At 61.9% G+C, this 22,053-nt stretch carries 22 protein-coding genes; 6 read left to right on the top strand and 16 right to left on the bottom strand.

The window, feature by feature from the left end; all coding sequences use genetic code 11:
- Positions 1-67 precede the first annotated feature (67 nt).
- The gene (polA, locus tag FF80_RS15180; protein WP_035102120.1) at positions 68-2,983 is read left to right on the top strand and encodes a DNA polymerase I; all 2,916 of its coding nucleotides are present in this window, start codon (positions 68-70) and stop codon (positions 2,981-2,983) included.
- On the opposite strand, the gene FF80_RS15175 is transcribed toward polA, so the two are convergent.
- The 3 genes from FF80_RS15175 to FF80_RS15165 are packed head-to-tail and all read right to left on the bottom strand — an operon-like array spanning position 2,980 to position 5,340.
- Entirely contained in the window at positions 2,980-3,651 is a 672-nt protein-coding gene (locus tag FF80_RS15175) for a hypothetical protein (protein ID WP_035102119.1), read from the bottom strand. The genes polA and FF80_RS15175 overlap by 4 nt on opposite strands.
- A gap of 11 nt (positions 3,652-3,662) precedes the next feature.
- Complete coding sequence (locus FF80_RS22405; RefSeq protein ID WP_035102118.1) at positions 3,663-4,286, bottom strand: TIR domain-containing protein; 624 nt, start codon at positions 4,284-4,286, stop codon at positions 3,663-3,665.
- Between the two features lie 13 nt (positions 4,287-4,299).
- A complete protein-coding gene (locus FF80_RS15165) occupies positions 4,300-5,340 on the bottom strand; it encodes a type I restriction enzyme HsdR N-terminal domain-containing protein (protein WP_035102117.1) in 1,041 nt (346 codons plus the stop codon).
- Positions 5,341-5,552: 212 nt separating this feature from the next.
- Between FF80_RS15165 and FF80_RS15160 the strand changes: the two genes are divergently transcribed.
- On the top strand, positions 5,553-6,068 hold the full coding sequence (locus FF80_RS15160) for an AAA family ATPase (RefSeq protein ID WP_081917490.1): 516 nt from the start codon (positions 5,553-5,555) through the stop codon (positions 6,066-6,068).
- A 3-nt stretch (positions 6,069-6,071) separates the two neighbouring features.
- Here the strand turns inward: FF80_RS15160 and FF80_RS15155 are convergent, their stop codons facing one another.
- The gene (locus FF80_RS15155; protein WP_035102116.1) at positions 6,072-6,278 is read right to left on the bottom strand and encodes a hypothetical protein; all 207 of its coding nucleotides are present in this window, start codon (positions 6,276-6,278) and stop codon (positions 6,072-6,074) included.
- 130 nt (positions 6,279-6,408) lie between these two features.
- Here FF80_RS15155 and FF80_RS15150 point away from each other — a divergent pair, with 130 nt between their 5' ends.
- Positions 6,409-6,669: a hypothetical protein gene (locus FF80_RS15150; RefSeq protein WP_035102114.1), complete on the top strand. Its 261-nt coding sequence runs from the start codon at positions 6,409-6,411 to the stop codon at positions 6,667-6,669.
- Here FF80_RS15150 and tsaE read toward each other — a convergent pair.
- The 3 genes from tsaE to ahcY form a co-directional block, all read right to left on the bottom strand.
- Positions 6,666-7,085 (bottom strand): tRNA (adenosine(37)-N6)-threonylcarbamoyltransferase complex ATPase subunit type 1 TsaE, encoded by a 420-nt coding sequence (gene tsaE / locus FF80_RS15145; protein ID WP_052153631.1) that lies wholly within the window; start codon positions 7,083-7,085, stop codon positions 6,666-6,668. The two genes, FF80_RS15150 and tsaE, sit on opposite strands and share 4 nt — an antisense overlap.
- A 145-nt stretch (positions 7,086-7,230) precedes the next feature.
- A complete protein-coding gene (locus FF80_RS15140) occupies positions 7,231-9,633 on the bottom strand; it encodes a PAS domain-containing sensor histidine kinase (RefSeq protein ID WP_035102112.1) in 2,403 nt (800 codons plus the stop codon).
- Positions 9,634-10,210: 577 nt separating this feature from the next.
- On the bottom strand, positions 10,211-11,614 hold the full coding sequence (ahcY, locus tag FF80_RS15135; RefSeq protein ID WP_035102110.1) for an adenosylhomocysteinase: 1,404 nt from the start codon (positions 11,612-11,614) through the stop codon (positions 10,211-10,213).
- A 138-nt stretch (positions 11,615-11,752) separates the two neighbouring features.
- On the opposite strand from ahcY, the gene FF80_RS15130 reads away from it, so the two are divergent.
- On the top strand, positions 11,753-12,328 hold the full coding sequence (locus tag FF80_RS15130; protein WP_035102108.1) for a TetR/AcrR family transcriptional regulator: 576 nt from the start codon (positions 11,753-11,755) through the stop codon (positions 12,326-12,328).
- A gap of 63 nt (positions 12,329-12,391) precedes the next feature.
- Positions 12,392-12,964 (top strand): hypothetical protein, encoded by a 573-nt coding sequence (locus FF80_RS15125; RefSeq protein ID WP_035102106.1) that lies wholly within the window; start codon positions 12,392-12,394, stop codon positions 12,962-12,964.
- A 14-nt stretch (positions 12,965-12,978) separates the two neighbouring features.
- Here FF80_RS15125 and FF80_RS15120 read toward each other — a convergent pair whose 3' ends face one another.
- The 7 genes from FF80_RS15120 to FF80_RS15090 all read right to left on the bottom strand — a co-directional run bounded on the left by FF80_RS15120 (position 12,979) and on the right by FF80_RS15090 (position 18,036).
- Entirely contained in the window at positions 12,979-13,485 is a 507-nt protein-coding gene (locus FF80_RS15120) for a DUF2937 family protein (protein WP_035102104.1), read from the bottom strand.
- Positions 13,486-13,592: 107 nt separating this feature from the next.
- Positions 13,593-14,123 carry a GrpB family protein gene (locus FF80_RS15115; RefSeq protein WP_052153630.1) on the bottom strand — a complete coding sequence of 177 codons (531 nt, stop codon included), beginning with the start codon at positions 14,121-14,123 and terminating at the stop codon, positions 13,593-13,595.
- Entirely contained in the window at positions 14,120-14,428 is a 309-nt protein-coding gene (locus FF80_RS15110; RefSeq protein ID WP_035102103.1) for an HPr family phosphocarrier protein, read from the bottom strand. The genes FF80_RS15115 and FF80_RS15110 overlap by 4 nt, the downstream gene beginning before the upstream one ends.
- A 6-nt stretch (positions 14,429-14,434) precedes the next feature.
- The gene (locus FF80_RS15105) at positions 14,435-14,836 is read right to left on the bottom strand and encodes a PTS sugar transporter subunit IIA (RefSeq protein ID WP_035102102.1); all 402 of its coding nucleotides are present in this window, start codon (positions 14,834-14,836) and stop codon (positions 14,435-14,437) included.
- A gap of 178 nt (positions 14,837-15,014) precedes the next feature.
- On the bottom strand, positions 15,015-15,485 hold the full coding sequence (locus tag FF80_RS15100; RefSeq protein ID WP_052153629.1) for a hypothetical protein: 471 nt from the start codon (positions 15,483-15,485) through the stop codon (positions 15,015-15,017).
- A gap of 8 nt (positions 15,486-15,493) precedes the next feature.
- Positions 15,494-17,311, bottom strand: a complete 1,818-nt coding sequence (locus FF80_RS15095; RefSeq protein ID WP_244445791.1) for a sensor histidine kinase — start codon at positions 17,309-17,311, stop codon at positions 15,494-15,496.
- Positions 17,312-17,319: 8 nt separating this feature from the next.
- Positions 17,320-18,036, bottom strand: coding sequence for a response regulator transcription factor (locus tag FF80_RS15090; protein ID WP_035102101.1), 717 nt, complete (start codon positions 18,034-18,036; stop codon positions 17,320-17,322).
- 253 nt (positions 18,037-18,289) lie between these two features.
- Here FF80_RS15090 and pckA point away from each other — a divergent pair, with 253 nt between their 5' ends.
- On the top strand, positions 18,290-19,882 hold the full coding sequence (gene pckA / locus FF80_RS15085; protein WP_035102100.1) for a phosphoenolpyruvate carboxykinase (ATP): 1,593 nt from the start codon (positions 18,290-18,292) through the stop codon (positions 19,880-19,882).
- A gap of 211 nt (positions 19,883-20,093) precedes the next feature.
- On the opposite strand, the gene FF80_RS21070 is transcribed toward pckA, so the two are convergent.
- Positions 20,094-21,038, bottom strand: coding sequence for a cell wall hydrolase (locus FF80_RS21070; protein ID WP_081917465.1), 945 nt, complete (start codon positions 21,036-21,038; stop codon positions 20,094-20,096).
- Between the two features lie 325 nt (positions 21,039-21,363).
- Entirely contained in the window at positions 21,364-22,047 is a 684-nt protein-coding gene (locus FF80_RS15075) for an HAD family phosphatase (protein WP_035102099.1), read from the bottom strand.
- Positions 22,048-22,053: the final 6 nt, after the last annotated feature.

Genomic DNA, 22,053 nt, shown 5'->3' with positions numbered 1-22,053 from the left:
GGCAAGGCTTTTGGGCGGGACCAAACTCCCTTAAAGTCCGCTCGCTTCACGGATCGGGAATCGCTTCATGCATCTGCTGCTCGTCGACGGCTCGGGTTACATCTTCCGCGCCTTCCACGCCTTGCCCCAGCTCAACCGCAAGTCGGATGGGCTGCCGGTCGGCTGCGTCCAGGGCTTTTGCAACATGCTCTACAAGCTCACCGAGGATCTCAAGGGCGAGGACGAGCCCACCCATATGGCGGTGATCTTCGATTATTCGAGCAAGACCTTCCGCGACGATATCTATCCGCAATACAAGGCCCAGCGGCCGCCCGCGCCCGAAGAGCTGGTGCCCCAATTCCCCCTGACCCGCGCCGCCACCCGCGCCTTTGGCATTCCCTCCATCGAGATGGAAGGCTGGGAGGCCGATGACATCATCGCCACCTATGCCTGCAATGCGCGCAAGGCCGGCGGCAAGGTCACTATCGTGTCCTCCGACAAGGATCTGATGCAGCTGGTTGAGCCCGATGGCTCGATCCGCATGCTCGATACCATTCCCCGCCCCGGCCAGCCGCCGCTGCGCTGGATTGGGGTGGAGGAAGTGTTCAACAAGTTCGGCGTCGGCCCCGACAAGGTGATCGACGTGCAGGCGCTGTGCGGGGACAGCGTCGACAATGTGCCGGGCGTGCCGGGCATTGGCGTCAAGACGGCGGCCGAGCTGATCAACCAGTATGGGGACATCGAAAACCTGCTCGCCCATGTCGACGAGATCAAGCAGAATGCCCGCCGCGAAAAGCTGCGCGAACATGCCGAGCTGGCCCGCATTTCCAAGCGCCTCGTGACCCTGGCGCAGGACGTGCCGGTCGAGTTGGACCTGGGCGCCCTGGCGCGCCAGCCAATTGCGCCAAGTGCGCTGTTTCCCTTCCTCAAGGCGATGGAATTTGCCACCATTACCAAGCGCCTGGCCGGCCTGCTGGATGCCAATCCCGATGACTTCGCCGCCGATCCGGACATCGCCGCCAAGCCCGTGGCCGCCGTCGGTTTCGACAATACTGCCCGCGCCGAGGCCCGTGCTGCCCGCCAGGAGGCCACTGGCCGGGCCGGCAATGCCACCGTGCTGCACGCCGCCGACATGCATGCCCGGGTCAAGGCCATTCCCTTCAATCCGGATGCCTATGAGATCATCCGCGACGCCAGCGCCTTACAGCGCTGGCTCGACTTGATCGTCAGCAATGGCCATGTGGCCACCGATACCGAATCCACCGGGCTCGACAACCAGACCGCGGACCTGGTCGGCATTTCGTTTTCCGTCGCCCCCGGCACCGGCGCCTATCTGCCGCTCGGCCATATCGAGGGCAATGACGACATGTTCGGCGGCGGACGCGTCGAGGGGCAGATGGATATGCGCGAGGCGCTCGAGCTGGTGCGGCCCATGTTTGCCGACCGCTCGATCCTCAAGATTTTCCACAATGCCAAATACGATCTGGGCCTGCTCGCCCGCTACGGCATTGCGGTCAATTCCATCGATGACACGCTGCTGTTGAGCTATTCGCTCGACGGCCCGCAATTCAACACCATGGCCGAATTGTCCGACCATTGGCTGGGCTTTGCCGGCATTCCCATCAAGGACCTGCTGGGCAGCGGCAAGACGCAGAAGACCTTTGCCCAGGTGCCGCTGGCCGATGCCGCCCGCTATGCCGCCGAGGACAGCGACATCACCATCCGCCTCTGGCAGGTGCTCAAACCCCGCCTCGCCGCCGAAAACATGACCGCGCTCTATGAAACCATCGAGCGCCCGCTGGCCCCGGTGCTCTCGCGCATGGAGGGGCGCGGCGTTTCCATTGACCGCCAGATTCTCTCCCGCCTTTCCGGCGAATTCGCCCAGCGCGCCGCCGCCTTCGAAGCGGAAGCCTATGAGCTGGCCGGGCAGAGCTTTAATCTCGGTTCACCCAAGCAATTGGGCGAAATCCTGTTCGACAAGATGGGGCTTGAGGGCGGCACCAAGACCAAGACCGGCGCCTGGGCAACCGGCGCCGGCGTGCTCGAGGAACTGGCGCTCAAGGGCGTGCCGCTCGCGCGCACCATTGTGGATTGGCGCCAGCTCACCAAGCTGATGGGCACCTATACCGATGCCCTGCCCGCCTATATCAACCAGCGCACCGGCCGGGTCCACACCACCTATTCCCAGCATTCGGTGCTGACGGGGCGGCTGAGCTCCAACGATCCGAACCTGCAGAATATCCCGGTGCGCACCGAGGATGGCCGCAAGATCCGCAGCGCCTTCGTCGCCGCGCCCGGCAAAATCCTGGTCTCAGCCGATTATTCGCAGATCGAATTGCGCGTGCTGGCCCATATCGCCGATATCCAGGCCCTCAAGGACGCGTTCGAGGAGGGGCTGGACATTCACGCCATGACGGCGAGCGAAATGTTCGGCGTCCCGGTCCAGGGCATGCCCTCGGACGTGCGCCGCCGCGCCAAGGCGATCAATTTCGGCATCATCTATGGCATATCAGCCTTTGGCCTCGCCAATCAGCTGGGCATTCCACGCGGCGAGGCAGGCGATTACATCAAGACCTATTTCGAGCGCTTCCCCGGCATTCGCGACTATATGGAAGAACAGAAGCGGCGGGTGAAAGCCGACGGCCATGTCAGCACGATCTTCGGCCGCAAGATCAATTTCCCCAATGCCAATTCGCACAATCCGAGCGAACGCAGCTTCGTGGAACGCGCCTCGATCAACGCCCCCATCCAGGGCTCTGCCGCCGACATCATCCGCCGCGCCATGATCCGCATGGAACCGGCCTTGAAGAAAGCCGGCATCGAAGCCGACATGCTGCTGCAGGTCCATGACGAACTGATCTTCGAAGTCCCCCTGGGCACCGAGAACACCGCCATGCCGGTGATCAAGACGGTCATGGAGGGGGCGGCGGAACCCGCCGTTCGGCTATCCGTCCCGATCCAGGTGGACGCGCATGCCGCGCATAATTGGGATGAGGCGCATTAGGTCTTATCGAAAACGATCGCCTGCATCTTCCCCCGATAGAAGATTAGCTTCTTGTTTATTTCTAGAAGCTCTTTTTTGAGCTCTTCGTATTGAGGGAACTTCTTTTGCATCAGCTGCGGGTCGACCACCTCAACGCCACTTTTGTCTTTTTTTTCCAGCTCTTTCTCATGCCAATGCCGAAAGCGCGCCTGCCATTTGGTTAAATGCGGCCGGAGTCCTTCATTCAATACGTCAATTGAAAGGTTCACTATCGCCCGTGTACTTGCCCCTCGAACCTTGGACACGGCAATGGTCTTAATCATATCCCTAGTAACAGAGAAGTAATTATACCAAGAGTCATATATTTCAATTATCACATCATCATCAAGATCTATTGGCAATCCGATCTTCCGAGTGCTCAACTCAACCCATATGGCGTACGCCACCTGCCTGTCCGTATTATTTGGTCGAAATACTATTTTTGATTCACCAATACCGATCTCGGTCTGGTCTATTTCCATAAGTTCATTGCGTCGCAAACGAGGGAGTAGCCAAGCGGCTAAAGTACAAATGAGGCCGATCAACACTACGGCAAGGGCCGGCCCGCCCAACTCCACTCCGAATGACCAGGTTACCCAATCCCATGTAAGGACTAGGATGTTCTGAGTGGAACTTGCGGTTTGTGGCATCGGTGGGCACCCTACCTTCTGAGCCCAGGGCCGTTACGTCGCCTCATTAGGGTCGAGAAGTCATACTCACAAGTCATTCTGTCGGCGTGTGCGTACTCTATTTCTCGACGCAGGTTGTCCGGGGAATTCACGATGCGATTCCACGGCACTACTGAAATGTGGGCCGTCGGACAGACCAGATTGTCTATCATTCTCGTGGAAAAATGGGGGTATATATCTTCATGCTCCCCCCTGTTCCATGAAGTCCAATTCGTGACGTCGGGGTATATGGCGTTCTTTTCCTCCGCCCCGTGCGCCGCCGTGAAATGAGTAATACCCGTGTCCGGAAGCGGCACCAAAATAATACCCGACTTCGGATTTAGTTGACTGTCACGCATGCTAGAAAAAAGTTCCCAGTCGACATGCTTTCTATATCGGGTCTCTGTTCCTACTAAAACTAGCGTAACCGTTGATTGACGTAGATACCCGTCTCTCACACGAACTCGAATTTCTTCGTCCGTCAGGTACTCGTCATCAATATCTCCTGAGTTGACGGACAAATCCTCGAAGACATCCCCCCAAAAATTCATTGTGACCAAAGCGTCCTTCGCCCATTGGTCATTGGCATGATGATAACTAATGAAGACCTTCCGCACGATGTCTGGCCCCTCAGATGAGATATAACTTGATGGCGGCAAGAAGCGGGCCACGTAGCCCAAACAGATCCTCTACTCGTGACACATCATGCCGCACTCCCTCCTTGTCCGCCCCAAATACGGTCACGAACTTGGTCTTGCCATTGAAGTGCATACGGGCGATGGGCTTGCGGTTGTTGTCGTCAAACAGGATCGCGCAATAGGATTGGGCGTCACGCAGAGTGATGCGTGATACCGGCGCCACCTCAGCGGCGATGGCGCGCACGATCATGAAGCCCTGCAACTCTTCCTGGGTGGTCTCGACCTTGGTCTCGTTGACCTCGATCAGGGTTTCCTCGCTGCCGCCATCAAAAGCCGTGTCGATCTTTTTCAGGGCGCGTTGCCGGAACAGGTCGCCAAAGGCGCGCTTGACGATGGGCTTCAGCGACTCGACGACGGGAGTGCGCAACTGGCCTTCATAGAAATCCTTGGCCACCATGCGCACGAAAGCTTCATCGGGGTCGGCCCATTGCTTTTCAATGAAAGCGATCGCCCCGCGCAGATATTTCAGCGTGGATGCCGCAGCCTTGATGTTCTCAATGCTGAAATTGGCCTTGTGGAACTTCTCCAGTTCCTTGAGATCATTGTCATCATAGGACAGCAGATCAAACTTGAAGAAGGGCGTGGCATCCATCTTGTTCGGCGCTTCAAGATCGGTAAAAAACCAGATCTGCAAGCCATTGGTCAGAATTCCGATGTTGGCGTCACAGGTGTGAAAGTAGCGGAACAGCTGGCTATACTGCGCCTCGCGCAGATTGACCGACACTGACTTGGCTTCAACTAGATACTCAATCCGACTGCCGATCTTGACGGCGTAATCGATTTTCTCACCCTTCTTGAGCCCTACATCGGCAACATATTCTGGAATGATTTGCGTCGGATCGAAGACATCAAATCCCAGAACGCGAAGAAACGGCATGACAATAGCGTTCTTCGTTGCCTCTTCATTCTGAGCAACTGCTTGCGCGCTAATGGCGCGCTTCGCCAAATCGGCGACATCTTCTTTAAATGACATTGTGCCCCCCACAATGCTTGGAGCCTAGATACAATTGCGCGCGATGTAAATTGGGGTTTATCAGCACCTTCTCCACCCACCGGGTCATTCCGGCGCAGGCCGGAATCCATGCTGAAGGCCCAGCCGCGCTATTCAGATTGTGGACAGAACACAGCGTGGATCCCGGCCTGCGCCGGGATGACATCGTGGTTTGGTTCGGCATAATGCCCCCCATGACCCCACCCCTCTTCATCATCACCGGCGCCATGGCCGCCGGAAAATCCACCATCGCCGAGGCTCTCGCCAAACGCTTGCCCAAATCCGTCCATCTGCGCGGCGATGTGTTTCGCAAGATGATCGTCAATGGCGCGGCCGAGATGGGGCCGGTGCTGGATGATGAGGCGCGGCGGCAGCTGGATTTGCGGCAGCTTCTCGCCACCGATGCGGCGCGGGCCTACCACGCGGCAGGGTTTGCCGTGGTCTATCAGGATATCCTGATCGGGCGGGATCTGGTGGCGGCGGCGGAGCGGTTGGCTGATCTGGTGCCGCAAGTGGTGGTGCTGGCGCCATCGGTGGCGACCCTGACGCGACGGGATCGGACGCGGGCCAAGACCGGGTATGGCGAGAATTTTCCGCCCGGTATTCTGGCCGAGGCGCTGGCGCGCGAGACGCCGCGCCTCGGCCTCTGGATCGATAGTTCGGATATGAGCGTCGAGGCTGTGGTCGACACCATTCTCGGCCAGAATTAGGCGCTATTTATTGGTGCGGCCGCGGTGGCGCGGATTGATGCTGCCGTCGCCTTCGGTGCCGTTCATCACATCGCCCTCGACGGTGGAGCCGCCCTCCTCGTCCTCGAACGTCGTCTCCTCCTGGTCGATACCGGCCGTGGTCTGGCCGATGCCCGGATTGCGCTTGAGGTCGAGATCATTGGGTTTTGAGGTCTTGGGATGATGGTTCATGGCTCTTGCTCCATGCTTGGCCCTCATGGGGCCAACCGGCAAGGACGCGAGAAGTTCCCCCCACGCCGATCACATCGGGAAACCCTTGGCGCCGCGCCCGCGTTGGTCCCGATAGCCAAGGAGCACCATCATGGTTCAGCAAAGCACGACCCAGCCGCGCGGCACCGAGAAAACCACCGGCGCCCGCACCCGCCAACAGCAAAAGGCCATTATCGAGGGCCGGGAAAAGACCAAGGGCACCCCGGTCGATCCACACGAGAAATCCATGGCCGAAGCGCGCCGCGAGCAGGAACAGCCAGCCGGAGAATATGAAATCTCCCATGGCGACCGCTCCATCCGCCGCGGCGCCAACCAGGAAAGCGAGCATATGAAACGCCGCAGCGATAACTAGCGGCGGGTGACGCTCACCAGCCGCCCCATGCCGCCCGGTGGGATGGCCAGCGTAATCACCATGCTCGCGGCCGCGACGATTTCGGGTGAGCGCTCGGCCCATTCGACCAGCACGATGGCATGGGGATTCTCGAGCAGGCCAAGCTCGTCCACCTCGCGCGGATCGCCCAGCCGGTAGAGATCGGCATGCAGCACGGGACCCTTTGGCGTGTCATAGGGTTGCACGAGGGCAAAAGTGGGTGAGGGCACGTCGAGCGCGGGGTCGTTGGCGAGCGTGCGGACGATGGCGCGGGCCAAAGCCGTTTTCCCCGCGCCCAGATCGCCCTCGAGGATGATCAAGTCGCCGGGCGAGAGCGTCGCGGCCAATTCCGCGCCAAGGGCCGCGGTGGCTTCATCGTCGGGGAGCAGTTTTTGCATATTTTGGCCCTTAGAATTGCTTGCCGGCTCACCTCGCCCCTCAGGGGAGAGGTCGCCGCAACGCGGCGGGTGAGGGGTGCGCTGGAGCCGCTGAATCTATGACTATTCCCAGCCAAAGGGAAAATTCGTCCACCAACGGGCAAAATTATTCCGCCACGCCCGCCATGGCGCTGTCGCGGGGCAGGTTGACGATGATGCGGCTGCCGCGGGGTTCGCGGCGCTCGGCCGAAATGACCCCGCCATGCAGGTTCACAAAGGTCTTGACGATGGCGAGGCCCAGCCCCGCGCCGCGCTGGCGTCCGCCGGCGGGGGCGTCGAGGCGGGTGAGGATGGCCGATTTCATTTCATCGGTCAGGCCCGGGCCCTCATCCTCGATGATGAACAGCATGCGCTCGGCCCGATGGCTGACGGTGAGCCGGATTTCCCCGCCCGGCGGGGAGAAGCGGGCGGCGTTGGAGAGCAGGTTATACAGCACCTGCACGATGCGTGTGCCATCGGCGATAAACGACGGCAGCCGGTCTTCGATATCGACCACCAGATTGATCGGCTTTTCGCCCGAAACTTCGGGGAATGTCGCCGACAAGCCCGCCCGCGCCTTGTCGACCAGGCCATGCACATCGAGCAGTTCGGGCCGTAATTCGGCAATGCCGGCATCGACCGAGGCGAGGTCGAGGATATTGTCGATCAATACGCCCAGCGTCACCGAGGAGGCGCGGATATAATCGATATAGGAGCGCTGCCGTTCGTTGAGCGAACCACCCTCGCTGCCCGCGAGCAGGTCGGCAAAGCCGATGATGTTGGTCAAGGGGCTGCGCAATTCATAGGAGACGTTCTCGACGAAGGCGTCCTTGAGCACGTCGGCGGCCACCAGCGCGTCGTTGCGCTCCTTGAGCACCTTGGAATAGGAGGCGCTTTCGGTGACGTCGAGAAAGGTCATCATGGTCTGCCCGTCGGGCAGGCGGGTAATGGCATAATCGAGCAGCCGCCCGTCGGAGCGGTTGAGCCGCCCGGTCTGGTCGGAGCGAGTGGGGTTGAGATCGATGATCCCGCGTTTGAGGTCCCGCCAGATGCTGGCGCCATCCTCGGGAATGGCGCGGCCCGAGGCCTCGGCGATCTGGTCGATATGGGGGTTCTGCCCCAATTCGTTCATCGGCAGCTTCCACAGCGCGGAGAGGCGTGGATTGGACAGCGTCAGCCGCCCATTGGTGCCGAACACGGCGACGGCTTCGCTCAGCGCGTTGATGGTTTCGCGCTGCACATTGGTGAAGGCCTTGTTGGTGCTTTCCAGCTTGAGCCGTTCGGTCAGGTCCTCAAACACATAGATCACCCCGCCATTGGCGCCGGCGGGTGCCGAAATCACCTTGATGGTGCGGCCATCGGGCAGGTGCCAGGGCTCGTTCTCATAGGCAATGGTGCGGGTATAGGATTGCAGATGCCTGGTGCGCCAGGTCTGGTAATCCACCTGGCTGGGCAGCATGCCCTCGGTGCGCAGTTTGTCCAGGATTGCCCGTTCATCCAGCCCCGGCACGAGGAAGCCGCCATTAAGATGCCAGAGATCGGCATAGGCCTGGTTGAACTGCACCAGTTCGCGCCGGCCGTTGAAGATGGCGATCGGGGTGGCCAGCGCATTGATGATGCCCCCGATCTGGGCGACACCCGGATCGGCCGGCACGACAGCTGCCTCGAGCGGCCGCAGATAGCCGGCGCGGCCGCCATTGATGGCAAATTCGATCAGCTCGAACCGGCCCTGGCCGGGCCAGTCCATGCTCATGCGGGCCGGTTTGTTGGCGCCGGCACAGGCGGCGAGGTGGGCTTTCAGCCCGCCGTTGTCGAGCAATTCGGCGGGGGCGGCTTCGCTGCCGGATTTGTTCAGCGCCCTGGCAAGGTTGTGATAGGCCGGATTGGCAAAGATCAGCCTGTCATTGGGTCCGCGCAGGAAAGCGGGCTGGCTCAGCAGCGACAGGATGGCGCGCACGCTATCGGTGTCGCTCATCATGGCATTGGCCGTCGCGGCCTGCTCGGTGCTGGGTTGCAGGAAAGCCGGGCGCAGGCGCAGCGCCACGCCGCCGCCCAGCACCCAGCCATTGGCGCGGATCAGCCGGCCGTCAATGGCGGTGAGGCTGGCGGAAAACGCCTGGCCATGCACGCGCAGCGCCTCGAGCGATTGGCCGAGTTGCTCGGCATCGTAATTGGCCAGCCAGGAATGGAAATCGAGAATGCTTTCGGGTTGGCGGCCCGTGGGCACTACGGCCGAGGTCTGGCCCAGGAATTTGGGCGCGCCGCCATCGTTTTCGGTCCATAGCACGGTGACTTCGCGCGTGCCTGAGAGCAGGGCTTCATATTCGTCGACCAGCGCGCGCAGGCCGGCAATCTGTTCGGCAGCCTTGCGGCGGGCCTTCTTGCCATCGGCCTGCATGGTGCGCAGCACGGCCATGGCGAGCAGGGCAAAGGCGCCCGCACCCACGGCAATGGCCAGCGGCGCCGCGCCGGCAAGAGTGGCCGTCGTGGGGCTCTGGGCCAAGGCGGGTACGGCTGTTGCCAGTGTCATAGGGGCCGCGGCCAATCCGCGGAATCCCCAATGCTTCCGGAAACGATCCGGCGCCATGCGCTGCCCTCGTGTTTGTTTTACGTTCTGCCAAGTCCGCCCCAAGAGCGGTACGCTTTGCACTAGAGGGGCGACGCAAGCGGAATTTTCGGTTCCCGCCACCCCGAGCCGGCAGCGTGTCCCCGCGCCCCGAATCACCCTGACCATACCGGCACGGCGAATCGGCTAAAAGAGTCTTAATGGACCTACCCTGTTGCCAAATGGCGGATATCGCCCCTTGACGGGGAACGAAGCAGAAACATGCATCGTGCTTCTCAACTCTGTCCACCAAGTTGGGATTGTCGCTTGCGCACCGGCTCACCTCGCCCCTCAGGGGAGAGGTCGCCGCTTTGCGGCGGGTGAGGGGTGCGATGCTGCAACAAGCGCGATATCCTAGCATTGCACCCCTCACCCTGGCCCTCTCCCCTGAGGGGCGAGGGGACGATGAAGCCGTTGGATCGGCACATATGCAAAGCCCCACAGCCCGGCACAAAAACGCCCGCGGCAGAAGCCGCGGGCACCAATCTTAAAAGCCCAAAACTCAGTAGCGGTATTCGCCGGACTTGAAGGGGCCGTTCTGCGGCACGCCGATATAATCGGCCTGGGTCTTGCTCAGCTTGGTCAGCTTGGCGCCCAGCTTGGCCAGGTGCAGTTCGGCGACCTTTTCGTCGAGATGCTTGGGCAGCACATGCACCTTCTTTTCGAGCTTTTCGCCATTGGTCCAGAGTTCGATCTGGGCCAGCGTCTGGTTGGCGAAGGAGGCGGACATCACAAAGGAGGGATGGCCGGTGGCATTGCCCAGGTTCACCAGGCGCCCTTCGGACAGCAGGATCAGGCGCTTGCCATTGGGCTGCTCGATCAGGTCGACCTGGGGCTTCACATTGGTCCACTTGAAATTGCGCAGGCCGAGCACGTCGATCTCGTTATCGAAATGGCCGATATTGCAGACAATGGCCATGTCCTTGAGATTGCGCATGTCATCGATCATCAGCACGTCGCGATTGCCGGTGGCGGTAACCACGATATCGGCTCTGTGGGCGGCGTCTTCGAGTGTCACGACCTCAAAGCCTTCCATGGCCGCCTGCAGCGCGCAGATCGGGTCGACTTCGGTGACCAGCACGCGGGCGCCGGCGCCGCGCAGCGATTCGGCCGAGCCCTTGCCCACATCGCCATAGCCGCACACGATGGCGACCTTGCCGGCCAGCATCACGTCGGTGCCGCGGCGGATGGCGTCGACCAGCGATTCCCGGGTGCCGTATTTATTGTCGAACTTGGACTTGGTGACCGAGTCATTGACGTTGATGGCGGGGAAAGGCAGCTCGCCCTTGGCATGCAGCTGATAGAGCCGCATCACGCCCGTCGTGGTTTCTTCGGACACGCCGCGGATATTGGCGCGGATGGTGGAGAAGAAATTGGGCGACGTCGCCAGGCGCTTCTTGATCGTGGCGAAGAAGATTTCCTCTTCCTCATTGCCGGGCTTGTCGAGGAAGGAGGCATCCTGCTCGGCCTTGGCACCGTTGAGGATATACATGGTGGCGTCGCCGCCATCGTCGAGGATCATATTGGGAGTGAGCCCATTGCCCCAGTCCATCATGCGGTCGGTAAAGGCCCAGTATTCTTCCAGGCTCTCCCCCTTATGGGCGAACACCGGGATGCCGGCGGCGGCAATGGCGGCTGCGGCATGATCCTGGGTCGAAAAGATATTGCAGCTGACCCAACGCACCTGGGCGCCCAGCGCCACCAGCGTCTCGATCAGCACGGCGGTCTGGATGGTCATGTGGAGCGAGCCGGCAATGCGCGCGCCCTTGAGCGGCTGGGCGGCGGCATATTCCTCGCGGATGGCCATCAGGCCAGGCATTTCGATTTCGGCGATCTGGATTTCCTTGCGGCCGAATTCGGCGAGGGAAATGTCCTTGACCGCATAGTCGGTCGAGTTGGTGGTCATGGCGGGCTCCGCTTGGGCACAGGAAATCTTGCCTTTGCTATAGCCAAGCCCGCCGCCCGGATCAACCGGATATAAAGATAAGTTTATATCCTGCGCGCGCCCTTGACTCTCTACCTACCACTAGGTAGACACTTCATCATGAGCAATCCTTCTTCCACCGCCGACGGCATTCTTGCCTGCGCCCGTGCCCTCATCATTGCGGGCGGGTATAACGGCTTCAGCTATGCCGACATTGCCGAGGTGGTGGGCATCCGCAAGGCCAGCATCCACCACCATTTCCCCAGCAAGGTCGATCTGGTGCGCGCCCTGGTCCTGCGCTACCGCGAGGACGCCAAAGCCGGGTTTGCCGCATTGGAACGGGCCGCCGACGATCCGCGCGATCAACTGGTCAAATATGTCGCCTATTGGGAAAAATGCATCACGGATGCGAGCGATCCGTTTTGCGTCTGTGCCCTGATGGCCAGCGAACTCCCGGCCTTGCCGCCGGCAGTAGCGGCCGAAGTGCGGCTGCATTTCGAGACCTTGTCGGCATGGCTGACATCGGCCTTTGAGCGCGGCGCGGCTTCGGGCGTCTTCCGCCTCTCGAGCACGCCAAGAGCCGAAGCCGAGACCTTCATGGCGACCGTACATGGCGGGATGCTGTCCGCCCGGGCGCTTGGCGATCCGGCCCTGTTCGGCACGATCACCAACTCCCTGCTCAATCGCTTCCAGTAACCAGGTCCGGCTGTTCGGGTCATCCATAAACCAATACCTACCAATTAGTAGATAGGCTAAATCATGTCATCCATCGCAACCAATCCCGCCCGTGCCGCTGAGGAAAGCTGGCTCACCCGTTATTACCTCAGCCGCGCCGCCTTCTCGGTGGCCTGGGTGGCGGTCGCCCTCACCCTTGGCCTGCACCAGGCCGGGCTTGGCGCTGTCCTGCTGGTGATCTACCCGCTCTGGGACGCGACAGCCAATTATCTCGACGCCACGAGAAACGGCGGCCTGGCCCGTAGCCGCACACAAGCGATCAACATCTTTGTCAGCCTGGCCACGACGCTGGCCGTGCTGATTGCCCTGCCGATGGGATTGGGCGCCGTGCTGGCGGTCTTCGGGGTCTGGGCAATTCTGTCGGGTCTGCTGCAATTGGGAACGGCCATCCGCCGCTGGAAATCCGGAGCCCAGTGGGCGATGGTCCTGAGCGGCGCGCAATCGGCGCTGGCCGGCGCCTTCTTTGTCGTCCAGGCCCAGCAAGCGGTGCCCATGGTGATCCCCACGATAGCCGGATATGCCGGCTTCGGCGCCATCTACTTCCTTATCTCGGCGATCTGGCTCATCGCCGGCAAGCGGCTGCGCAAGCAGGAATAGGCTTGCTCAGGCCGTCACCGATAGGCCTCCCGCCGCTTCCGCTTGAACGGCAGGGCGCAGAAGCGCCAGAGGCCCGAAAGCACGAGATAGCCCAGGATGAAACCGCCTCCGGCATAGAGAATGCCCTCGACTGTGACAGGCACAGCGGGCTTATAAGCCTCAAGCGTGCGCCGGCCGATATCGGTATCGAGATAGGCCGGCAGCGATTGGAAGCGTTCGACGGGTCCGGCGCCCTGGATCTGGGCCAGCGTGGCGCTGAGCTGTTCATAGCGCACGAACGTGGCCGCCATGGCAGTGCCGCGGCCGACGATGAAATTGTCGGCCGAGCCTTCATAGCGGCCCAGGGCCTGTTCCCGGTTGAGCCCGCCAGCGGCGGCCGCCTGGTCGAAATCCTCGGTGACGATGCGCAATTCATCGACGGCGCCGCCCAGCCGCTGGGCATATTGCTGCGCATATTCGGGAAACTGGCTGAGGATCAGCGCCAGTCCCAACCCGCCGGCCCCGGCAATTATCCGCCGCATGCTTGGTTCTCCCCTTTGCCCGATGCCAATGGCGCGGGCCTCGCGTAGTTCCGCTGCCATAGCAAAGCAAAATGGCAAAGAGAGTGTGAAGGTGGCGTGAGCCGTGCCTAGGGATTCCAAGGCACCCGCTCTGGTCCGCCCGCTGCTCGAATAACCTCGTCGATGAAATCCGACTTACCGCGAGAATAGGCCCCGCGATCTTCGCGGAAACGTGTCGCCAAGTCCTCCTTATGGGCCAAGTAGGCGGCCCTGGTCGTGGCATCGTTCCGCAGACAATCACGAAACATCACGTGCCGACGGACTTCATCCGCACTATCGTGAATGTGGAGATGATGGGTGCGATGTCCGGCCGGGCCCAGCTTGCGCAGGAACATCCGGTGGGCATTCGACACTTCGGGACGGAACTCAAAACCGGCGCGCTCGAGCGCGACAAGCGCCGGGTCCATTTTTTCCATATCCGCCACCAGCACGATGATGTCCAGGATCGGTTTGGCAGGCAGGCCCGGCACGGCCGAAGAGCCGATATGGTCGAGCCGCAGCGGCGGCGGGTCGAAACAGGCCGCTATGGTCGGAGCAATAGCGTTGAACGCTCGCGGCCAGTCATCCGAATAAGGGACGAGCTCGACCGCCTCGCTCACCCCGAGGCCCCGTCGCTATCCTCGTCAAATCCGTTATTGACCAGTTCGACGATGGCTTCGAGCGCTTCGCGGGCCTGCTTGCCGCTGGCTTGCACCAGGATCGTGCTGCCCGGCCCGGCGCCCAGCATCATCAGACCCATGATGGAATTGCCGGCCACCGAAGTGCCGTCCTTGATGACGGCGATGGTGGCGTCGAAGCATTCGGCAGTGCGTACGAAGCGGGCCGAGGCGCGGGCGTGCAGGCCCTTGCGGTTGACGATGGTCAATTGCTGGGCGACGGCCCGGCCGGTGCTGGCAGCATCCATATAGGCTTACCCCGCGCTCAGGATCGAGTTGGCGACGGTGATATATTTTCGGCCCGCTTCCTGGGCCAGATTGACCGCTTCCTTGATGCTCATGTCGCCACGGACCCGGCCCAGCTTGACCAGCATGGGCAGGTTGACGCCGGCAATCACCTCCACGTCGCGGTTCTGCATCACCGAGATGGCCAGATTGGACGGCGTGCCGCCAAACATGTCGGTCAGAATGATCACGCCCGAGCCATTATCGGCCTTGTCGACGGCGGCCAGAATGTCATTGCGGCGATTTTCCATATTGTCGTCAGGACCAATGGCGATGGTTTCGCAATAATCCTGCGGGCCGACGACGTGTTCCAGTGCCGACTTGAACTCATTGGCGAGCGCACCATGCGTCACCAGAACCAGACCGATCATGCAACGTCCCCAGCCTGCCGAGATGCGCCCGCGTCGTGGCGCCGACGGCATTCCAGTATTGTCTGCCCCCTGCCCGCGCAAGGCATTGTTTGGATAGCGCGCGGAGCCGAACCCGGCCCAAAGGCGCGAGTGAAGGGCAGTCTTGCCCCGGAGCGACAGGGATTCAAGTGGTTTTTTGTCACGGCCGGCCTGCCGGCGGGTCAAGGGCTGCCAGAGCCCCACTTACCAACAGCATTTGATGGTCGAGCCCGATCAGCCCGGCTTGCGGCACCGGCGCACGGGGCAATACCAGCCCCAAAAGCTCGGCCGTGAAGGCAGCGGATTCGGGCATGCGCACCAGCTCGGGCACCAGATCGACCAGCAGATGCAGCGGCACATCACTGCGATAGGGACGGTTGATAATGCCGCGCCCGCGCAGCTCGATCAGCCCGGCAATCGCGGCGGGAGCACCCATTGTCAGCCCTTCGGGGCCGGCACTCAGATCGACCCGGTCATCGGCCACCAGCGCCGCATCCAGGCCCCGCGCGGCCCAGCGATCGAGCAGGGACAGGGCCAGCAGCGATTTGCCGGAACCGGAGGGGCCGCGCAGCAGCAATCCGGCACCGCCCAGCACGATCGCCGTGCCATGAATATTGAGGTTTTGCGGCATGGCGGGCTCTATTTGCGGGCTCGCGGCAACACAATCGTGAACACTGCGCCCGAACGGTCCTGGCGGTTGGCGGCCCGGATCGTGCCCTTATGGGCGTCCACAATCTGCTTGGAAATAGAGAGACCCAGTCCCGAATGGTCGCCAAAGCTCTCGGTATCGGGCCGGTCGGTATAAAAGCGCTGGAAGATCTTGCCGAAATCCCCGGTTATGCCGCGCCCTTCATCACTCACCGTGACGGTGATGTCGTCGGCATCGGTCGCCAAAGCCACGGTCACCACGCCCCCTTCGGGCGAGAAGGAGACCGCATTGTCGATGAGATTGGCGAAGACCTGGGCCAGCCGGCTTTCGTGCCCATTGACGATGGCATTGCCCTTGCCGCTGCGCTTGCCTAGCACCACCGTGACATTGCGGCCCAGCGCCATGTCTTTCTGGATGCCGACCATGACATCGGCCAATTTTTCCACGTCGATGCGGTCCGAGCTTTCGCGCGCCAGTTCGGCATCGAGCCGGCTGGCGCTGGAAATGTCGGTGATCAGCCGGTCGAGCCGCTTCACATCGTGCTGGATGATGGCGTTGAGGCGGTCGCGATCCTCGGCCCGCTTGGCCAGCGGCAGGGGTTCCACCGCCGATCGCAGCGAGGTCAGCGGGTTTTTGAGTTCATGGGCCACATCGGCGGCAAAACGCTCGATGGCCTCGATGCGATTATAGAGCGCATCGGTCATGCGCCGCAGCGCGCCCGACAGATGCCCGATTTCGTCGGGACGATCGGAGAAATCGGGAATTTCGGCGCGGGCATTGCCGGCGGTCTGCACCCGCTCGGCGGCTTCGGACAGGCGCCGCATCGGCCCGGCAATGGTGCCGGCCAGCAGCAGCGAGAGCGCGATCTGCACAGCCGCGGCGATCATGGCGATGCGCAGAATACCCCAGCGTTCCTGCGCAACGATGGAATCAATGTCGCCCGGCGCGGTCGACAGCAGGATGGCGCCGACCACGGCGCGCACCCGCTGCACCGGCACAGCGACCGACACCACCAATTGGTTCTGCCCATCGACCCGAACGAAATCGGCCGGTGCGCCGCCCAGCGCCGAAGCGACTTCGGGATAACGCATGCCCTCGTCGACGCCATATTCCTGGTATTTCGGGAAATTGTCGCCCGGCACCCAGCTCAGCACTGCGTTCCACCAGTCCCAGAGGAAGAAATCATCCGCCTTCTTGGTCTCGATGATCTGCCGTATCACCTCGCCGCGCGCATAGATATTGTCACTATCAAGGATCATCAGCCCGCCCTGGTCATAGATGCGGGCGCGCGTACGGGTCGGGGTGATAAGATTGCGCAGCAGTGGAGCGACCCGCTCGGGGTTGATCGGGAATTCGAGCGTCGGATCGAAATAGGAGAGCGAGGACACCGTGCCGTCGCCCTGCAATTGCAGCAACCGGTCGGGATTGACCGAGATGACGTCGCTATCGACCGTAGCCGAGGCCGCGACGGCGGCGGCGATGATTTCGCCTTGCACCCGCAGCGACTGCACGCGGGCGTCGATCAGCCCGGCGCGCCATTGGTTGAGATACAGGATCCCCACCACCAGCACCAATAGCCCCGCCAGGTTGAGCACGATGATGCGGCGGGTAAGGCTGGAAAAGATCGTGAAATCGAGAAAGCGGCTGATGCCGCTAGCCAGCCGGTAGAACGGGGCCAGCACCAGCCGCCAACGATGGGTGCGGCGCGGCTCTGCGGGCTGGTCCTGCTCGGGCTCGGGCAAAGGGGTGGCCTTGCCGGGCGCCTTGGCGTCCGGCTTCTCATCCATATCGGGGTCGATAATGGCCACTTGGGTGCTTATTGCTCCTTGAAGCGATAGCCGACGCCATAGAGCGTCTCGATCATTTCGAAGTCGTCATCGGTCGCCTTGAACTTCTTGCGCAGCCGTTTGATGTGGCTGTCGATGGTGCGATCGTCGACATAGACTTGATCGTCATAGGCCGCATCCATCAAGGCATTGCGCGACTTGACGACGCCGGGGCGAAGCGCCAGCGCCTGCAGGATGAGGAATTCGGTGACGGTCAGCGTGACCCGCTGGCCCTTCCAGGTGCAGGTATGGCGTTCTTCGTCCATCACCAGCGAGCCGCGCTCGATCAGTGCCTTGCCGGGCGAGGATTCCCCCGGGGCGCCGGCGGGCGCGGAGGGATCGCGCGGGGCCGAACGGCGCAGGATGGCCTTGACGCGCTCGACCAAGAGGCGCTGGCTGAACGGCTTGGTGATGAAATCGTCGGCCCCCATCTTGAGGCCGAACAGTTCGTCGATCTCTTCGTCCTTGCTGGTCAGGAAGATCACCGGCACATCCGACTTCTGGCGCAGGCGGCGCAGCAATTCCATGCCATCCATGCGCGGCATCTTGATGTCGAGGATGGCAAGGTCCGGCTTGTCGGTGGTGAGACCTTCAAGACCCGATGCACCATCGGTATAGGTGGCGACCTGATACCCTTCGGCCTCCAGCGTCAGCGACACCGAGGTCAAAATATTGCGGTCGTCATCTACCAGGGCAATCTTGGGCATGAGCTGCCTTTCTTGTTGTGGCGCGTATGGCCGGCCAGAACTATAGCCGGTTCGGCCTCGCGTTGCAGGCGACAATTACGCATTAAATAAGGCGCGGCCAAGTCTTGCGCAATGACGACGGGTTTCCGCGGGTGGATGCAACTTCCGTCTTACGACCCATTTCGGGATGGTTGGCCCGCTATTGTCCACGCTAATCTGGCCGCCATTGAGGGCCGCATCATGGTGTTGCGGCGACCCTTGGAGAGTAAGCCAGATGAGTGTGTTCGACCATAGCGCCTTGCGGGACCGGATCGGGGCGGCAGCCGCTTCGCTTTTCGTCAACGATATCGCCCCGGCCCTGGTTGCCCGCGCTGTCGCTGATGGCGGCGCCGTGCTGACCGCCGATGGAGCCGTTTCGGTGCGCACCGGCGCCTTTACCGGCCGCTCGCCCAAGGACAAGTTCATCGTACGCGATGGCCTCACCGAAAACAGCGTCTGGTGGGACAATTCGGGCGCCATGAGCCCGGCCCATTTCGATGCGCTGCTGGCCGATGCGCAGGCCCATCTTGCCGGCGGCCCGCTCTACCGGCAGGACCTGCTGGCCGGGGCCGATCCGCGCCATCAATATGGCGTGACAGTGCTGACCCCCAGCGCCTGGCATGCCCTGTTCATCCGCAACCTGCTGATCCGCCCCGGCGAGATGGTGCCCACCGGCGCCAACCCGACCGCCGTCACCATCGTGCATGCACCGAGCTTCAAGGCCGATCCGGCCCGCCATGGCAGCCGCACCGATACGGTGATCGCGCTCGACATGAGCCGCAATATCGTGGTGATCGCCGGCACGCTCTATGCCGGGGAAATCAAGAAATCCGTCTTCAGCCTCTTCAACTTCCACGCGCCGCGCCAGGGCGTGCTGCCCATGCATTGCTCGGCCAATCTGGGAGCCAATGGAGAGAGCGCATTGTTCTTCGGATTGTCGGGCACCGGCAAAACCACGCTCAGTAATGATCCCGACCGCCCACTGATCGGCGACGATGAACATGGCTGGAGCAAAGACGGCGTTTTCAACCTCGAAGGCGGCTGCTACGCCAAGACCATCAAGCTCAGCCCCGTGGCGGAACCGGAAATCCATGCTGCGACCAAGCGTTTTGGCACAGTGCTGGAAAATGTCATTCTCGATGCTAACAGTCTGCCAGCATTTGACGACATTAGGCTCACCGAGAACACCCGCGCGGCGTACCCAATTCACGTGCTGCCAGCCATCGCCAAGGGCAGCGTGGGCGGCACGCCGCGCACCGTCGTCTTCCTCACCGCCGACGCTTTCGGCGTACTGCCCCCCATCGCCCGGCTCACCCCGGAACAGGCGGTCTACCACTTTTTGTCGGGCTACACCGCCAAGGTGGCCGGCACCGAACGCGGCGTCACCGAGCCGCAGGCCACGTTCTCAGCCTGTTTCGGCGCCCCGTTCATGCCGCTGCATCCGACGGTTTACGGCGCCATGCTGGCCGAAAAACTCAAGGAAAGCGGGGCTTCCGCCTGGTTGATCAATACCGGCTGGACCGGGGGCGGCTACGGCTTGGGCAAGCGCATCGACATCGCCTCGACAAGGCGCCTGCTGAGTGCCGCGCTCAATGGCGAGCTGGATCAAGCCGAGATGCGGACCGACGAACTCTTCGGCTTCGCCGTCCCCATCGCCGTCCCCGGCATCAACCCCATCCTGCTCACCCCCCGCGCCAGCTGGGCCGATCCCGACGCCTATGACCGCCAAGCCACCCACCTGGCCGGCCTGTTCCGCGCCAATTTCGAAAAATTCGGTGACGGCGCCGACGCTGCCCCAGGACCCAGGATGGCTCAGGCGGCAGAATAGATTTTCTGCCATCTGACGTAAGAAGGGCGCCTCCGGGCGCCCTTTTGTTTGGGGATAGGCCTTGGCAAGGACGATACCGCGAGCCGCGATCTGCGCCACTTATCCCCGCGCCCAGATCTTCAGGCACACTTCGCCTCCATGAGCACAGACATGGGGACGCATTTGCCCTACGTCACAAGCGGAAGGAGCCCGATCGCGCCTAGCGCTTCAATCAGTTGGGGGAATAAAAGATGTGCGAGCCGATTTCGGCGACCGCATTGTAGGTATTGGCCCAGGAGGGGCGCACCGCGGTGGTGTGGTAGTAGAGGGTCGAGCCCGGCACGGCGCCAACATTCTCGCCCAGGGCGAATTCGGCATAGACCTTTTGGGCCAGATCTTTGGAGCGAACCCAGGCCCGGCGTTCGCCCGGCGTGTCATCGCGCCCGTCGCAGGCAAAGGTGAACTGGCAGCGATAGCGGCCCTTATTGGCGTTCTGATAGATGACGCCGCATAGCGTCGACGGGAACTTGCTCGACCGCGCGCGATTGACGATAACATTGGCGACGGCGAGCTGGCCGGCTTCGCTTTCGCCGCGGGCCTCGTGATAGATGGCCTGAGCGAGGCATCCGCGCTCGGTATTGGCATGATCGAGCCGCTGCGGCGTGGTCTGGTAGCCGCTTTCGACATAGGCAGCGAGCACTGAAGGGCTTAATGCCCGCTCGGCCGGAGCGCTGGACGTGGCGAAGCTATCAATGGCCGACAGCGCGCCGTTCCCGCCGAACGAACCGCGGGCGATGTAACCCAGCAGCACTTCGGAATTGAGTTCAGGCTGCGGCAGGGCGGCGTTGACGTCAAAATCGCGCAGCGCCTGCTGGCGGGCGACGTAATTGGCCAGGAGGGCCGCAGTCAAAGGCTGCTGGCCGGGTTCAAGCGGCGCCATGGTGGCGCCGAGCGCCGGCTGGGCGCGCAACACGGCCAGATTGGCCGGCACATCAAGCGGGGTCACATCGGCAATGAGCAGGTTTTCGGCGTGAGCAGGAGCCAGGGTGACGAACAGCACAAGCGCAGCCGCGCACAGGATCAGCACATGCGAAACCGCACGCACAGCGATGACCTGCCAGGTTTGCGTCAATGCCCCGTCCTTGCCCCTGAGCCCGTCCGGCCGTTTCCGGCGCATTCATCCGTTCCGTCATTGCGGACCGGCTTCGTCTGATAACGAGCCGCACCCTAGCCGGGCTTAGCTCGGCTGGGAAGCTGAAATTTACCGCTGGTTAACCATAGGCGTTAGCTTCTTAAGTTAGGGTTAATCCAGCCAGCGCGACTTGAAAACCTTTAGCGTACAAAGGCTTGGGACGTAACAAATGGGAGTTTAAGCAGATCGATAAAAGTTTACGGGCTTCGGGCGCCCCAAAACTATTAACGCTCGGCTAGCCAAGGCCAGCACAAACAAAAGGCCCCGAGCAAGACTCGGGACCCTTGGACAAGTTCAGAGGCAGATGCGATCAGCGCGGCGCGAAGGCCGCCAGCCGGACCTGATCGAGGCTCTCCATCACAGCAATGCCGAGGGCGCGCAATTCGTCATTGGGGTGGACCAGATCAGGCACCATAATGGTCTGCATCCCCGCCGCATGGGCCGCGCGGACCCCTGCATGGCTGTCTTCGAGCGCCAGGCATTGCAGCGGATCGACGCCCAGCCGCCGCGCCGCCGTCAGGTAAGGCTCGGGATGGGGCTTGGGATTGACCACATCGTCGCGGGTGACGACGGTCTGGAACAGATCGAGCAGGCCCGCCGCACCCAGATGGGTATGGGCGTGGGGGGTACGCGAGGAGGTGGCGACGGCGATCGGGATATTGCGATCGGCCAGTTCGGTCAGGAATTCCCGGGCACCCGGCTTGACCGGTACGCCGGCATGGGTGCGCTCGCGCATGCTGACGCGGCAGCGCTCGTCGAACAGCGTATAGGGAAAAGCCACGCCATAGGCTTCGAGCAGTAATTGATTGGTGCGCTCATGGCTGGAGCCGACCATGGACATATGCACCGCATCGGTCATCTCGAAGCCCAGATCGGTGCAGACTTCATAGACGATGGTCTTGAACACCGCTTCAGTATCAAGCAGCGTGCCGTCCATATCGAAAATGGCGGCCTGAAAGGGCGCGAGGCGCAGGATGTCGCTCTGGATTGTCATTCCTGG

Source organism: Devosia sp. LC5, from assembly GCF_000735585.1.
GTDB lineage: Bacteria > Pseudomonadota > Alphaproteobacteria > Rhizobiales > Devosiaceae > Devosia.
The sequence above is the reverse complement of the archived record's forward strand: the minus strand, read 5'-3'. Positions and strand labels throughout refer to the sequence as shown.

Coding starts and splice junctions, on each gene's coding strand:
- polA (WP_035102120.1), top strand. CDS start 68: ATGCATCTGCTGCTCGTCGACGGCTCGGGTTACATCTTCCGCGCCTTC.
- FF80_RS15175 (WP_035102119.1), bottom strand. CDS start 3,651: ATGCCACAAACCGCAAGTTCCACTCAGAACATCCTAGTCCTTACATGG.
- FF80_RS15165 (WP_035102117.1), bottom strand. CDS start 5,340: ATGTCATTTAAAGAAGATGTCGCCGATTTGGCGAAGCGCGCCATTAGC.
- FF80_RS15160 (WP_081917490.1), top strand. CDS start 5,553: ATGACCCCACCCCTCTTCATCATCACCGGCGCCATGGCCGCCGGAAAA.
- FF80_RS15155 (WP_035102116.1), bottom strand. CDS start 6,278: ATGAACCATCATCCCAAGACCTCAAAACCCAATGATCTCGACCTCAAG.
- FF80_RS15150 (WP_035102114.1), top strand. CDS start 6,409: ATGGTTCAGCAAAGCACGACCCAGCCGCGCGGCACCGAGAAAACCACC.
- tsaE (WP_052153631.1), bottom strand. CDS start 7,085: ATGCAAAAACTGCTCCCCGACGATGAAGCCACCGCGGCCCTTGGCGCG.
- FF80_RS15140 (WP_035102112.1), bottom strand. CDS start 9,633: ATGACACTGGCAACAGCCGTACCCGCCTTGGCCCAGAGCCCCACGACG.
- ahcY (WP_035102110.1), bottom strand. CDS start 11,614: ATGACCACCAACTCGACCGACTATGCGGTCAAGGACATTTCCCTCGCC.
- FF80_RS15130 (WP_035102108.1), top strand. CDS start 11,753: ATGAGCAATCCTTCTTCCACCGCCGACGGCATTCTTGCCTGCGCCCGT.
- FF80_RS15125 (WP_035102106.1), top strand. CDS start 12,392: ATGTCATCCATCGCAACCAATCCCGCCCGTGCCGCTGAGGAAAGCTGG.
- FF80_RS15120 (WP_035102104.1), bottom strand. CDS start 13,485: ATGCGGCGGATAATTGCCGGGGCCGGCGGGTTGGGACTGGCGCTGATC.
- FF80_RS15110 (WP_035102103.1), bottom strand. CDS start 14,428: ATGGATGCTGCCAGCACCGGCCGGGCCGTCGCCCAGCAATTGACCATC.
- FF80_RS15105 (WP_035102102.1), bottom strand. CDS start 14,836: ATGATCGGTCTGGTTCTGGTGACGCATGGTGCGCTCGCCAATGAGTTC.
- FF80_RS15100 (WP_052153629.1), bottom strand. CDS start 15,485: ATGCCGCAAAACCTCAATATTCATGGCACGGCGATCGTGCTGGGCGGT.
- FF80_RS15090 (WP_035102101.1), bottom strand. CDS start 18,036: ATGCCCAAGATTGCCCTGGTAGATGACGACCGCAATATTTTGACCTCG.
- pckA (WP_035102100.1), top strand. CDS start 18,290: ATGAGTGTGTTCGACCATAGCGCCTTGCGGGACCGGATCGGGGCGGCA.
- FF80_RS21070 (WP_081917465.1), bottom strand. CDS start 21,038: ATGCGCCGGAAACGGCCGGACGGGCTCAGGGGCAAGGACGGGGCATTG.
- FF80_RS15075 (WP_035102099.1), bottom strand. CDS start 22,047: ATGACAATCCAGAGCGACATCCTGCGCCTCGCGCCCTTTCAGGCCGCC.